This is a genomic window from Algoriphagus sp. NBT04N3, assembly GCF_019443765.1.
In the GTDB taxonomy this organism is placed as follows: domain Bacteria; phylum Bacteroidota; class Bacteroidia; order Cytophagales; family Cyclobacteriaceae; genus Algoriphagus; species Algoriphagus ornithinivorans.
In genome coordinates this window covers 1749442-1763561 of record NZ_CP048415.1, presented here as the reverse complement: position 1 = coordinate 1763561, position 14120 = coordinate 1749442, and the positions used below count along the sequence as shown (strand labels likewise).

Annotated in this window: 15 protein-coding genes; 5 read left to right on the top strand and 10 right to left on the bottom strand. The window is 37.6% G+C overall.

The genetic code is table 11. The features are described 5' to 3' along the window. Positions 1-61 precede the first annotated feature (61 nt). Together GYM62_RS07665 and GYM62_RS07660 are read right to left on the bottom strand one after the other, a co-directional pair. On the bottom strand, positions 62-589 hold the full coding sequence (locus tag GYM62_RS07665) for an acyl-CoA thioesterase (protein ID WP_091650494.1): 528 nt from the start codon (positions 587-589) through the stop codon (positions 62-64). A gap of 93 nt (positions 590-682) precedes the next feature. Next, positions 683-1339, bottom strand: a complete 657-nt coding sequence (locus GYM62_RS07660) for a protein-L-isoaspartate(D-aspartate) O-methyltransferase (RefSeq protein ID WP_219959426.1) — start codon at positions 1337-1339, stop codon at positions 683-685. A 109-nt stretch (positions 1340-1448) separates the two neighbouring features. Between GYM62_RS07660 and GYM62_RS07655 the strand changes: the two genes are divergently transcribed. Then, positions 1449-2045, top strand: coding sequence for a riboflavin synthase (locus GYM62_RS07655; RefSeq protein WP_219958973.1), 597 nt, complete (start codon positions 1449-1451; stop codon positions 2043-2045). On the opposite strand, the gene GYM62_RS07650 is transcribed toward GYM62_RS07655, so the two are convergent. The 7 genes from GYM62_RS07650 to GYM62_RS07620 form a co-directional block, all read right to left on the bottom strand. Beyond that, positions 2042-3133, bottom strand: a complete 1092-nt coding sequence (locus GYM62_RS07650; protein WP_219958972.1) for a lipase family protein — start codon at positions 3131-3133, stop codon at positions 2042-2044. The genes GYM62_RS07655 and GYM62_RS07650 overlap by 4 nt on opposite strands. 55 nt (positions 3134-3188) lie before the next feature. Then, the gene (locus tag GYM62_RS07645) at positions 3189-4286 is read right to left on the bottom strand and encodes a formylglycine-generating enzyme family protein (RefSeq protein ID WP_219958971.1); all 1098 of its coding nucleotides are present in this window, start codon (positions 4284-4286) and stop codon (positions 3189-3191) included. A gap of 270 nt (positions 4287-4556) precedes the next feature. Then, positions 4557-5525, bottom strand: a complete 969-nt coding sequence (locus GYM62_RS07640) for a helix-turn-helix transcriptional regulator (protein WP_255590616.1) — start codon at positions 5523-5525, stop codon at positions 4557-4559. Between the two features lie 185 nt (positions 5526-5710). Then, the gene (locus tag GYM62_RS07635) at positions 5711-6352 is read right to left on the bottom strand and encodes a hypothetical protein (RefSeq protein ID WP_219958969.1); all 642 of its coding nucleotides are present in this window, start codon (positions 6350-6352) and stop codon (positions 5711-5713) included. A 4-nt stretch (positions 6353-6356) separates the two neighbouring features. Next, on the bottom strand, positions 6357-6977 hold the full coding sequence (locus GYM62_RS07630; RefSeq protein ID WP_219958968.1) for a sterol desaturase family protein: 621 nt from the start codon (positions 6975-6977) through the stop codon (positions 6357-6359). A 323-nt stretch (positions 6978-7300) separates the two neighbouring features. Further along, positions 7301-7843, bottom strand: coding sequence for a ferritin (locus GYM62_RS07625; RefSeq protein ID WP_091650506.1), 543 nt, complete (start codon positions 7841-7843; stop codon positions 7301-7303). A gap of 210 nt (positions 7844-8053) precedes the next feature. Further along, the gene (locus GYM62_RS07620) at positions 8054-9400 is read right to left on the bottom strand and encodes a M28 family metallopeptidase (protein WP_219958967.1); all 1347 of its coding nucleotides are present in this window, start codon (positions 9398-9400) and stop codon (positions 8054-8056) included. Positions 9401-9467: 67 nt separating this feature from the next. Between GYM62_RS07620 and GYM62_RS07615 the strand changes: the two genes are divergently transcribed. The 4 genes from GYM62_RS07615 (at position 9468) to GYM62_RS07600 (ending at position 13042) form a co-directional block, all read left to right on the top strand. Beyond that, entirely contained in the window at positions 9468-9983 is a 516-nt protein-coding gene (locus tag GYM62_RS07615) for a DinB family protein (RefSeq protein ID WP_091650513.1), read from the top strand. Beyond that, positions 9983-10777, top strand: coding sequence for a PhzF family phenazine biosynthesis protein (locus GYM62_RS07610; protein ID WP_219958966.1), 795 nt, complete (start codon positions 9983-9985; stop codon positions 10775-10777). Before GYM62_RS07615 ends, GYM62_RS07610 begins: the two co-directional genes overlap by 1 nt. Continuing rightward, entirely contained in the window at positions 10777-11490 is a 714-nt protein-coding gene (locus GYM62_RS07605) for a potassium channel family protein (RefSeq protein WP_219958965.1), read from the top strand. Before GYM62_RS07610 ends, GYM62_RS07605 begins: the two co-directional genes overlap by 1 nt. A 70-nt stretch (positions 11491-11560) precedes the next feature. Further along, positions 11561-13042, top strand: a complete 1482-nt coding sequence (locus GYM62_RS07600) for a S10 family peptidase (protein WP_219958964.1) — start codon at positions 11561-11563, stop codon at positions 13040-13042. Positions 13043-13220: 178 nt separating this feature from the next. Here GYM62_RS07600 and GYM62_RS07595 read toward each other — a convergent pair whose 3' ends face one another. Beyond that, positions 13221-14090, bottom strand: coding sequence for a glutamate--tRNA ligase family protein (locus GYM62_RS07595; protein WP_219958963.1), 870 nt, complete (start codon positions 14088-14090; stop codon positions 13221-13223). Between the last annotated feature and the right edge of the window lie 30 nt (positions 14091-14120).

Genomic DNA, 14120 nt, shown 5'->3' with positions numbered 1-14120 from the left:
AAATTGCTCAAAAAATCCCCTTAAGCCAAAAAAAGGGAAGACTTTGTGCCTTCCCTGATCATTATTTTGTTATGTCTAGATTGAATATGGATTTCAACTCCACTGCATCTTCAGGTTTCATTCTTTTTGCCAATACCAATCTCAATTGTCTTCTCCTCAATGCTCCTTCGAAAAGTTCCTCTTCTTCTGCTGTCTCAGGTACTACCTCAGGCACTTCTATGGGTTTCCCGTTTTGGTCTACCGCAACAAATGTAAAGAAAGCTCTATGCGTAGTTATTTTTGTGCTAGCTGGGATATCTTCGGCAGTCACTTCAATATAAACCTCCATTGAGGAATTGAAAGCCCGGGTTACTTTGGATTCCAATGTGACCACATTGCCAAGTTTAATGGGCTGCTTGAATGAAATGCTATCAGCTGAAGCTGTGACTACAATTCGGTTGGAATGCTTCTGAGCAGCGATGGCTGCAACCACATCCATCCAATGCATCAGTCTTCCCCCCATGAGATTATTCAGTGTATTTGTGTCATTAGGTAGCACCATTTCTGTCATAATGGTAGCTGATTCCCTTGCAAATTTTTTCTTAGCCATAATCTTTAATTTCAACAAAAATAAAAATTAAATTTTTTAAAGCATGATATGAAATTATATTTTCAAAATATTATTCTGAAAAACTCCGTAATTCTATTTCCATCCATCTTTTCCCAATAAGGGTACAAAAGCGAAGTAATCAAATTCTTCCCTTTCTAATTTTCCTCCTGCCTTCTTGGTGATTTTTACCATAGCTTGTTTACTTCTATCCCCAACAGGAATGACTAAAACTCCTCCAACCTTCAATTGTTGGGTTAGAGCTTCAGGTACTACCGGTGCTCCAGCAGTCACGATAATCTTATCGTAAGGGGCGAATTGAGGAAGACCTCCTGTACCATCTCCATAAAACAGGTTCATTTCTATTCCAAGTCTTTTCAAAAATTTCTGGGTGCCCTCAAAAAGCTTTTTTTGATACTCAATAGTATAAACTTCTGCCCCTAAAAGATGCAGGATGCTTGCTTGGTAACCCGAACCAGTACCTATTTCTAAAACTTTATCGCCTTGCTGAATATCCAACAGTTCTGTTTGAAAGGCTACTGTATAAGGTTGTGAGATTGTTTGACCTTCACCAATTGGAAAAGCTTTGTCTTCATAGGCATGAGATATCAAGGCAGAGTCAAAGAAAAAATGCCTAGGTAAGGTGTTGATTGCTTCCAAAACACGTTGACTTTGTATTCCTTTCTTTTTGAGTTCAGCTACAAGTGCTTTTCTTTTTCCTTTGTGGAGGTAAGTATCTTCTAATTTAAGCAGTGGCATTGAATATGGAGTTTCAGTCGAAGTTAAAGGATATTTTGGCTTAATTTGAAACCTCAAGAGGCAAAAATTGCTTATTCACTGAAAGCCAGTTCAAAGAAAATATATGTTTACAGGAATCATCGAATCATTCGGAGTCATTCAAAATATTACCAAAGAAGGTTCAAATGTTCATTTTGACTTAGAGTCAGAAATTTGTTCTGAATTAAAAATTGATCAATCGGTCGCTCATGATGGGGTATGTTTAACTGTAGTAAGAACAGACCCCAAAGCTTACAGGGTAACGGCGATTGATGAAACTATTCAAAAAACCAATCTAGCTGCTTGGAAGGTGGGTAAAAAGGTGAATTTAGAAAGATGTATGCCGGCTAATGGAAGGTTTGATGGGCATATAGTTCAAGGTCATGTGGATCAAACCGGAGTAGTGAAAAATATCAAAGATCAAGATGGTTCTTGGGTTTTTGATTTAGAATTTGACCCTGCAACGGGCAATGTGACTGTTGAAAAAGGATCCATCACTATCAATGGAACTAGTCTGACATGCTTTAATTCAGGACCAGGAAGATTTTCAGTTGCAATTATCCCTTATACCTACGAGCACACAAATTTCCATCAATTAGAAATAGGGGATTTTGTCAATTTGGAATTTGACATTGTTGGCAAATACATTCAAAGAATCTTAAGGGGATATCCGAATCCTTAATCCAAATACTGTTTTTTGAAAAGAAAATAATATGGGTTAAACATATGATGTTTAAAAATTCTCCCTTCTTCATCAGGGTACTTAATTTTGTACTCCTCATCAGGTAAAAGCACAATGAAATTACCTACTCGCACGAAGTGATTGCTTGGGAAAAAAGCGGGAGATTCATAATCAGGGAATAGTTTCAATACCTGCTTTCCTGCATACTTCCCAAGAAATTTTTGGAAATTTTTCGTGGATTTTTTGGTTGGCTTATCCAGTTTCTTGTAAACCTTCTTGAAAATTAGGTTTCTTGGAAATTTCTGGGCCTTGATGATTCCTGAAACATCGGAGAAGGGATTTGTGCTGTTGAAATCATCAACTGTCTGGACTGAAAAAGGAACTTCAGGCACCCAGTCTGAAGCATTGACAACATTAAAGGCCCAACCGCCTTGATTCATGTACTCATAATCATAGGCGAAGTATAAATTACCCGGTTTAGGGGCGGCAGAGCAGTAAGTTTTAACTCTAATTTTTGAGGGCCAACTCCCTGATTGGTTTTTAACATTGAGCATTGCGCTAACCAAATATGCTATGGCACCACCTTGAGAATGGCCTGCTATTATAAAGTCTTGATATCCATTGGCAATCAGTGAATCTATTTTGGGTGTCATTGTTTCGGACAAAGCTGCAGTTGCAAAAGTCCAACCTACATGAACCGCGGCTTTGGGATTTTTCGCAAAATCATATTTGAAGGTGTAATCATCTCGTATTTTCATGGATCCAGATGCAGGGATCATTGCAGCGTAGAAGTTTGCCAGCCAACTCGTAGGACTCTGAACTGTTCCTCTAATAGCTATTACAGCAATTTTCTCAGACTCTTGGATCCAAAGACTCCATTTGTTTTCGAGTCCTACCACGGGTGAATCATATAATTTTTCAAAATCCTTTGGGGAAGGTATACCTACTTTCGTGCTGTCTGGTAGCCCATGGGTAAAAACACCCAGAATTTGCAAGTATTCTTCAGCTTCAAAACCAGGTTTTAATTGAGCAAAGGCTTGGGATGCGAACAAAACCGTTAAAATCAGGCTTATGGATAGTTTTTTCATAAAAAAGAAAGCTCCTCTAAAATAAGGAGCTTTTATTAATTTTTGGAATGTAAGTTTAATTCATACTAAGAGTTTTAGTATCCACATCTTTGACCAATCTAAATCCAACATTGGATGTGCCTGAATCAAAAGCCTGACCTTGTCTTGCTGAGGGCCTGTAGTTGACACAATAATTTTCTGCACATAAAAAAGAGCCCCCTTTAATCACTCTTTCTTGTGCAAAGGGATTGTCTGGATTATAACACGGGTTCATTCCGGCATCTAGTTTGGGTGCTTTTCCTGCAATTCTGGCAAACTTGAGTGCATCATACCAGTCACTGGTTAGTTCCCACACATTCCCGATCATATCGTAAAGGCCAAAGCCATTTGGAGCAAAGGATTTTACAGGTGAAGTGCCTATGAAACCGTCCTTTCCTAAATTTTCATTGGGGAAGCTTCCTTGGAATGTATTGGCTAAATATTGCCCATTGGGCATTAATTCATCACCCCAAGCGAATCGCTTCCCATTGATTCCTCCTCTAGCCGCAAATTCCCATTCCACTTCTGTAGGTAGTCTTTTTCCAGCCCATTCAGCAAAAGCTACTGCATCTTCATATGCGATATGAACTACAGGATGATTTTCTCTGCCTTCAAGATTGCTATCTGGCCCTTCCGGATGTTGCCAGTTGGCTCCATTGACCCAGCTCCACCAAAGGGAAATATCTTGAAGCGGTACAGGAAAGGGAGGAGGGGTGAAAACCATTGAACCGGGCACTAAGACAGAGTCATCCGGTTTTGGGGTTCCTGGGGGAAGTTGCTTTTTCAGCTCCTCCCAATCAATTGGTCTTTCGGCTACAGTTAGGTAGCCAGTTTCATTTGTAAACTTCTGAAATTCCTGATTAGTGACTTCGTGCTCATCCATCCAAAAACTTTGTACTTCGATTTGAACTGCTGGTTTTTCAGCATCATAAGCATCTGCATCATTGGTACCCATGGTGAATTTTCCGCCAGGAACCCAAACCATTCCATCTGGTGTGTTTTCGGGTGCTACAGATTGGTTTAAGATTGTTTCTTGATCTATACCGCTTATTTCAGTATTTCTCGTCGAGCAAGAATTACTTAAAAGAATGAGTTTAATTAGGAAAACACTAGATAGTGCTTTATAAATCTTCATAATTCTAGAGAATTGAATTTCTTTTTAATTATCACTTTTTCAAAAACTTGAATTTTAATCCACTTTTAAAGCAGCAATTATTCCGAGGATTGTGAAAGTAGAAGAAGGCCTATTTCAAATAGATATCAACTCCAAATCGTATTGCTTTGATAAAGTAAAGCTTCTTGGAGTACATTCATTCAAATGATTGAAAAGAATATAATCGTGTGTTTGATTGGACGTGTAAAATAATGAGAATTAAGCAAGTGGTAAAACAAATGATTTTTATTTTCACTTGACATTTAATTGATCCATTCTATTTGTGACTTTTTTTCGGAGTTTATTGAAAAATTGGTGCCTTTCCTTTTCCCCAACTTGGCTTATTTGAGTGGATTTTTTAATCAGGTTTTCAAGGTTTCTGAACATACCTTCATTAAATAATGGATCAGAAGTTCCAATAAAAAATATAACGCTGTAATTCAGATAGGTAATTTTTATATCGTCGAGTTGGACAAAAAACGTATTGTCGCCTAATACAAATTCATTGACTAAAAAGTTGTAATCAGAATTCTCAGAACTGGGTAGCTGTCCTGGCAGGAATTTCTTCCCATATTCTGCCATTTTAGATAAATGATCTATTACTTCAAGCACGCACTGATAAAGCTTCAAAGTGTCCTTTGAAGAGGGAATTACTCCCATATCATGATACAAATCTATCTGTCTTAAAGTAGTATTAATTCCCTCTAAATTCCATATTTCAGTAGTAGGGATTTTATTATATGTTTTTAGTATTCTCTGAGTCAAATCAGAATATTCCGTGTTATCAATTCGATCCAGAGAAAACTGTTGATTTTTAAAATTCTCATTAAAAAGGATGGACTTTTGCCAGAAGAAAAACTTGAATGAAGCCAATTCGGAATGATAGTAATGGTACCAAGGAGGCATATCCTTAAGTAAAAAGTAAATATGCTTTTCTTTGAATGAATTCACCATCTCTAATTGCGCCAACACATCTACCATCCAGGAATGGAAATTTTCTTCTCCAAAATTATTTTGCTTACCCTGGAATACGATTGTATTGGATTGAGAGCTGATCAGTTTATCAATAGAGACATTGTATTTTTTACACAGTAAGTATATCTCTTCAAAGTCCAGCAGTTTTTCACCTCTAATTCTTCTGTAAGCACTATCAATGCTGACATTTAGAACTTCCGCCACTTCATCCACCAAAGAGGAATAGGAGGGGATTGAGTTCTTCAAGTTTTGAAAAAATAAAACTTGAGTGAAATTAGGTTGATTTGGATCATTCATTGAAATAATCTTTTTAAATAATCATGATAGATTATTTAGATTTTATGAATTTAGCTAAAAATAAAATAATATTCTGCAAAGAGCTTTTTAAAAAAGATCCTCCATTTATTGAAAAATGGAGGATTATCTGTACATCATGGAATTTGGTTTTTTGGGATTAAAAAGAATGAAAACCCTAAAGAGAACTGTCCAACTGAACCATTACTAATGATTCTACCATACTCTGCCCGCCAAGCATATTTTTTGAAATCTTTACTAGCTGACAAACCAAAGTTTGTGGCAAAATTTCCAGAACAGTCCTCGCAAATGTTTAACAGATATTTGGGCGCAACGGTAAATTCTAAACGATCCTTTACAATAGGTTGAGTGAAAAAAACTGTTGGATGAATTTGCCAAAAATCCAGTTCACCTTCTTGAAGCATGGCACCTGCTGGAAGGAAAAATGCCAATCTATCAGGGATTAGGGAAAATTTAGGGCCGATTCCCAAAATTGTGACGGCGGTATTTTCTTCTTCATTCAACCAATTTGATTCATATTTCGCTCTGATATCTATTTTATCACTTAGACCCACTCCGATATTTCCACCAAAATGAGAAGCTCCTTTATCTTCATTATTTAATCCTGTTATGGTGTAATACGGAGTCGCTTCTACTTGTCCTTTTCCTAAAGTTCTTGCACTCTGAAGATCGGAAAATACAGGTACACATGAGATTGAAATTAGTGGCAAGCTGACAGCTGCAAATAATTTTTTTGAGATTTGATTTAGAGTTTTCATAGGATTATGGGTTTTGTTTTATGGTTTGTAAATCTTGGAAGTAGAATTCCATCATTTTTTTTGTGACTATGTCAGATTTGGGAGGTAAAGTGTTGAAGAGCCAATCCCATAGGACAGTACTAAAACTAAAGCCGTGATTTGGACGAATAGAATGGTGGAGTATGTGATTTCTTTGAACTCTAGGTAATAGTACACCTCCAATTGGCCTGTGTAGTAGGTAGTGCAGAAAAGTGTAATTAGATAGTCCAACTAGGAATCCCAGTAGATTCATCATAAATCCACCTATTTGAAAAGCGAAAAATGCTACTATTGAAATAATTAGGAGTATGAAAAGTCTGTGCTTTAGATTGATTTTGATATCCTGAGGATTTCTATGATGATAGCGGTGATTGATGATATCCTTTTTTGCTTGCGGAACAATCAATTCGTGCATAAAGAATCTGTGAACTGAGTATTCAAAAAAAGTCCAGAAAAACCAACCTGAAGAAAATAAGAGACTATTGCTTAAAAATTGGTTTTCCGATAACAAGAAACCAATACCTGAAATTGAAAAGACAATCAAAAATCCAATGATAAGGCATGGGCCTATGGATATTGCTTTGGGAGCTTTGAGATAAGTATTCATAATTTTTTTTATGAAAATTATCTCTCATTTAGTCCTTCGTGAAACAGAAATTAAGTACAATGACTGGCTATTTTGGCAAAAAATGCAAATGGTTCTAAAGTTGATATTTAAGATTATTTGTTTTTACTAGAGCTATATTTTGAACCTTCTAAAAAAATGAATTTTATTAAAAATATTGGCTTAAAAAGCGAAGAAACAATGTTTTACTAGGGGTTTATTAGTCTTATGTATTTATTTAAAATTAAATATGGCTTTTAAATATGCCTTGCTTAATAAAAAAAAAGCGACCATTGGGTCGCTTTTATCTTTTTATCAGTGATTAATTACTCACCCGCATGCGCTGCTGCGTGAAGTTTTCCCAGTTCTTGATCAATGGTCCACAAACCAATTCCTTCCTCTCCAATAATATCGAATAGCTCTAATGCTCTTCTGGACATGGTTTCTTCTTCTCTTTGCTCAGTTACGTACCATTGCATAAAGCTGAAAGTGGCGAAGTCTTTAGCAGAAAAGGCATGATCTACAATCGAATTGATAGATTTGGTCACTTTGATTTCATGTTCCAAAATCAATTCGAAGATTTCTCTCAAGGAATTGAAATGATTTCTGATTCCAGTAATCTCGGGTTGGATAGCATGTCCTCCTGCCTCATTCACATATTGAAAGATTTTCATCATGTGCAATCTTTCTTCATCAGCATGGGTATAAAGATACTTTGCAGCATTCTCGTAACCCATCATATGACACCAAGATGCCATTGATAGATAGTAGGCAGAGGATTTACCCTCCATCTCAATCTGCTTGTTCAGTAATGCTTCTGTGTCGTGCAGCAAGGAACGCTGCAATGTGACTATTTCCTTTTGTTTCATCTGTTTATAATTTGTTTTTTAGAGGTCAGATGGAATGCCATGTTTTATCATCCACCTGAGCTAGAAGATATTATCATGGGCATTTCATAGCGATGTTATTTATACCAAATTAACCATTTCTAGGTACCAAGGTTCCAAAATTGCTTTTTGTACAAGAAATTTAGAATTGATTTAATTAAATAGGTTTTATATCGCATTTAAATTTTCCCTCTATCTGGTCAAAGGAGAAGGAAATACGGGTAACCCTTCAGCACCTTTTTCGGAAACAGACTGAACAGCGAAGAAATAATTATCCTTGGAGTATGGTAATGTTAGGTTGGTATCTGTGGTGAAAAATTTCTTTTCCCAAACGGGGGAGGAGGTTTCACGCATCAAGACATAATAACCCTTAACTTTACCAACTTTCGGAGCTTCCCAAACCAAGATGGAATGGTTACTCAATCCTCTCACATCAATTCTCACATTTTCTGGTTTTCCGGCTGAATGGGCCAAGGTTGCTAAGGACGCTAAATTAACTCCTGAAACCTTTCTTAAATATTCAAAATCCATAAACTCAGGCAAATCACCATATTGTATACCATCTTCAACACGGACATTTTCATGCTGATAGTAGAAGTTTTCATTCATTTCCGACATTCTAACAGCGGTAAAACCGTTTCTGGCAAAAGCTGTCTGATCTCCACCTCTTAAGAATCTATCGGCTCTGTAAATCAATTTAACTTCAAATTGGTCCACATATCTTTCACCAAGCTCCTTGATATATCTTGCTAGAAGTCTGGAGTCAGAGTCATTATCCGAACCAGTATATCTTCTGATGGAAGCTTCTCTTTCAGTTTCAGCCACCGGAATAGTTTCTGAAAAAACTCTCATTTTGAGATTGTCTTTGATCAATGTTCCGGATGATTCACTATTCCCTACAATATCATTATTGAGTACTGCAGAGATATTCCAACCTTCTTCTTTGGCTTTATCCGACATGTAGGTTGCACCCTTAAGACCTTGCTCTTCCCCTGTAAATGCCACAAATTTGATGGTGGTAGGAAAAGAATGTGAAGCCATGATTCTTGCCAATTCAATCACAGCCGCAGTACCGCTTCCATCATCATTGGCTCCAGGAGCCTGATTATCGGGATCCATCACATTTTTATTTCGTGAATCCATATGGGCGGAGATGATAAATATCCTGTTATCGTTTGGATCTGTGCCTTTTATTGTAGCCACCACATTAGCAGCAGGGGAGTCCTTTTCTATTCTTCTTCCATCAGCAGGAATTGTAAAACGCTCGATTTCTGCACTCATTCTACCTGATGAGTTTTTGGCAAATTGATTAAATTTAGAAAGTACCCAGTTCTGAGCAGCAGGCATTCCATTTACAGCATCGGTATTTAATGTATGTCTAGAATTAAATGAAGCCAGTTTTCTCACATAGGATTCCAAAGTATCCGAAGAAATTTCCTGAACCATTTGGTCTATTTCAGGATTTCGGATGATTAATGTTTGTGCAATGATCTGCTGGGAAAAAATCCCCAACAGTAGGGTGTATAAAATTTTACGCATGGTAAGGTTGATTAATTGCTTAAGCCTAAATTTACCCTCAGACTTTAAAATAACAGTATAATTTTACATGAACACCTTCTTACTTCCCAACAAAGGCGAATACCCTGCTTATTATTCTACCTATATGGACTTGGTTCCGGAAACTCCTTTTTGCGAGTTGGTGGAAAGCCAAATTGAAGACTTGAAAAGCTTATTTGCATCCAAACCTGAAAATTGGTCTGACCATCCTTACCAAAGTGGAAAATGGTCACCCAAGGAAGTCTTGGGTCATGTGATAGATACAGAAAGAATTATGACTTTCCGTGCATTGTGTTTTGCGAGAGGTGAAAAATCGGCTTTACCTGGCTTTGATCAGGATCCGTATGTTTTGAATGCCCGCTTTGGTTCGGTTCAGTCTGACTTACTAATCAAAGACTTTGAAGCTCAGAGAAAAGCCTTGATGACCTTAATCCAAACACTTCGTGAAGATGTTTTGGATTTTAAAGGGGAAGCCAATGGAAACACCATCACTCCGAGAGCCCTGTTTTGGATTATTCCTGGACATTTCATTCACCATTTGAATATTCTAAAAGAAAGATACTGATGAGATTAGAGATAGCTGTTGTAGACGCATTTACTGAAAAAGCTTTTTCAGGCAATCCAGCGGGTGTATGCTTGCTGGATGAACCATTAGAAAAAGAGTTGATGCAGTCCATAGCGATGGAGATGAATCTGAGTGAAACTGCCTTCGTGCAAAAAACTGAGAATCCCAATCATTTTTCCCTACGCTGGTTTACTCCTACTTTGGAAATTGATCTTTGTGGGCACGCTACATTGGCATCTTCATTTTGGATGCTTCAAAAAGGTTGGGCCCAGGCAGGAGAAACGATTCATTTTCACACCTTAAGTGGTGAATTGAGAGTAATAGGAAATGAGGATGGATTGGAAATGAATTTCCCTTTGATCCCCACTTTTGAAGATCTGCATCCACATTTTAAAAGTGAACTATTCGGAGAAAAGATCATATCGGCTGCACAATTGAGAAAGAACTGGATTTTTGAACTGGAGTCAGCAGAGGCTGTAAAAAGACTCAAGCCTGATTTTATGGAGATTGCAGCTCACAGCGAGGAAGGCTTTATCATTACCGCCGCAGGGAATGGAGACTTTGACATTGTTTCCAGGTTTTTTGGACCCAACGTGGGAGTACCTGAGGATCCTGTAACTGGCTTTGCACACTGCGGATTGATGGATTTTTGGTATCAAAAAACTGGTAAGATGCAGTTGAAAGCATATCAGGCTAGTAAAAGAGGCGGGAAATTATTTTTGGAAAAACACGATGATCGAGTGATATTACGGGGAAAAGCAGTTGCTGTTCTTCAGGGATTTATTGAAGTGTAATGGAGGAAAGTTTTCAGGAAGTCAAAGATTTCAAAAAAAGAACTCTAAAAAGAGTATTTACCAATTTTACCGAATATTGGTTGACTGACGGTAGTTTTGGCTTGCTTTTGCTGATTCTACTGTTTACCATTTTCATTCTCCCCATATTAATAGAATATGGTCATGTGGAGATGATCTTTGTGAACTTGGTTTTTCTTTTCTTGTTTTTTACAGGAATTTGGTCTTCTACGCAGCGCTTCTTAATAATTTTTACAGCCTTATTATTCTTCACTCAATTAACGCTCAGGATTCTCAGATTTTCGGACCTACCAGTTCAATTTTACCTGACAGAAAGAATTGTAGGTATACTGAATATGTCCATATTTATATTTCTGAACCTCAGGCTCTTATTTAGGGATAGGGAGATTAATGTTTATAGAGTCATTGGTGCAATTAATGTGTATTTGTGTGTAGCCTTACTAGGGGCTTTTGTTTTTGAAATTATCCATTTGACTTTAGGAAACAGTATTTCGGGAGAGCTGGACTTGAAAGGCTTAGATGATGATTATGCTCAGTACATTTATTTCAGTTTAGTTTCTCTCACCACTGTCGGCTTTGGAGACCTTTACCCAGTAAACATCATGTCTAAAATGCTTTCTGTGTTTTTGAGCACAGTAGGGATTTTATATCCCGCAGTGGTCATCGCAAAATTGGTTAGTGAAAGTAAAAGATGAGTCCACTGGTGTAAAAGGCCCTGCTTTATTTTATCATTCCCCTTAGCTTTCTTTCTAAATCACTAAACTCATGAGAAAAATATACCTTTCATTGGCATTGATGCTTTGCTATTCCCTGACGATGGCTCAGGAGACACGCAAACTGCCTGTTGAAACCTCTGTAGAAAAAACACATGAAGTCACCATCAAAGGAAAAAGGGTGCCATATAAATCCACTGCGGGTACTCAGCCTGTATGGGACGATAATGGAGAGCCTATAGCTTCCTTATTTTACACCTATTACGAGCGAACTGATATCACCAACAAAGCGACCCGCCCTTTGGTGATCTCGTTTAATGGTGGTCCTGGCTCAGCGTCAATCTGGATGCATTTGGCTTATACAGGGCCTGTATTATTGAATATTGATGATGAGGGTTATCCAGTGCAACCTTATGGTACAAGATCCAATCCTCATTCGATCTTGGATGTAGCCGACATAGTCTATGTAGACCCGGTTAATACAGGATATTCCCGAATTTTGAACTCTGAGACTCCAAGATCTACCTTTTTTGGAATCAACTCTGACATCAAGTATTTAGCTGATTGGGTAAATACGTTTGTGACTAGACAAAACAGATGGGCCTCTCCCAAGTATTTGATAGGAGAGAGCTATGGAACTACTCGTGTAGCTGGCTTGGTTTCTCAATTACAAAATGCTCATTGGATGTATTTCAATGGAGTGATTCTGGTTTCACCTACTGATATGGGGATTGACAGAGGAGGGCCGGTGAAAATGGCTAACTATCTTCCTTATTATGCAGCAACCGCTTGGTATCATGGTCAGCTTCCTGCTGAACTTCAGAGCAAAGATTTAGATGAGATTTTGCCGGAAGTAGAAAAGTATACCATCGAAAAAGTACTTCCAGCTATGGTGAAAGGAGGTAGTCTATCTGCACAAGAAAGAGATGCAATTGCCACACAAATGTCTCGTTATTCAGGTTTGAGCAAAGAAGTAATTCTTGACCATAATTTGATGGTTCCAACCAGCTTCTTCTGGAAAGAACTATTGAGAGATGAAGGAATGACTGTCGGTAGATTAGATAGTAGATATAAAGGTTTTGACAGAATGGAAGCGGGTGATCGCTACGATTTTGATCCTGCCTTGACTAGCTGGAATCATGCTTTTGCACCTGCATTTAATATTTATGCAAGAAACGTATTGGGTTTCAAGTCAGACCTTACTTATAATCTTTTCGGGCCTGTTCATCCTTGGGACAGATCTAATGAAAATACAGGCTATGATCTAGGCCAGGCAATGCGTCAAAATCCTTATTTGCACGTGATGGTTCAATCCGGATATTTTGATGGGGGAACCGATTTCTTTAATGCAAAATATAGCCTTTGGCATATAGACCCTAATGGCAAGATGTCAGATAGACTCTCTTTTAAAGGCTATAGATCTGGACATATGATGTACTTGAGAGCTGAGGATTTGGCTACTTCCAATGAAGATATCCGCCAATTCATTCAAAAATCTATGGTAGCACCGAATATGCCTGCTAAATACAAATAATTGAAAAGAGGCTGAAGGATAAGTGAAAATCGAAAAAGTGTAAGTTTCCATCCATGAGTTCAGGTGCATTGCCCTCGCTTCATCAAAGAAATATTACTTACATGATTGATCTAATCGGAATATCCTAAAGTCTTTATTTTGGCTTCTAAGAATTCAATCTCCTGGATGTTGATGACGTTTAGGAGATTGTTTTTTTGATGTCATCGTAATTTTGAAAAGGTTTGCCCAGATAGTCTCCAATTATTTCTATTACCTGATTGAGTGACTTTCCATCCTCTCTAAGCTGTTTAATAGATGTAGCTCCATCGGTTTTAGAAAGCTTTTTCTTTTTGGGTCCTTTCATTAACTCATGATGAAAAAATCGACTCTCTTGAAAAGCGGATAGATTCAATTGCTCTGCTAAATAGGTTTGAGCGATACTGGACGAATACAAGTCTTTTCCCCTAACAATCAGAGTAACTCCAAAATGGATGTCATCAATTAAAGAAGTTAATTGATAGGAGGGAAGTCGGTCTTTTTTTCTAACAACAAAGAAGGCTACATCTTCTGGAATCACCTCGAAATGCATGCGCTCGTGAATGTCTTTTAATTTGATCAGATCAGCGTCTAAGGTATCTAGTCGCCAGGCTACTTCAGGTCTTTGTAAAGGTATCTTTCGATCCAGGCAATGTCCCAAATAATAACCGGAGGAATCTAATTGGCTGATTTTCTTTCTGGAACAAGTGCAGGCAAAGACTTTTTTGTCCACTCTCAAATTTTCCAATGCTTGCTCATAAAGCCCAAATCGGTGAATTTGTGACCATTCTTGATGAAAATCTTGCAAGTTCCTAGGCCCTTGATCAATATTGATTTCCAAAAAGTCCAAGCAATCAAAAATATCCTGAACGTATTCTTCTCTGAATCGATCTCTATCCAAGTCATCAATTCTCAAGAGGATTTTTGCTCCAAATTTCTCAGCAATTGCCTTCGTGACTAAAAAAGAATAGGCATTTCCTAAATGCAAATACCCACTTGGAGTTGGTGCTATTCTGGTCAAAAGCTGATTCATCTCACCAAAATAAGTAGATTAGTAAAAAAA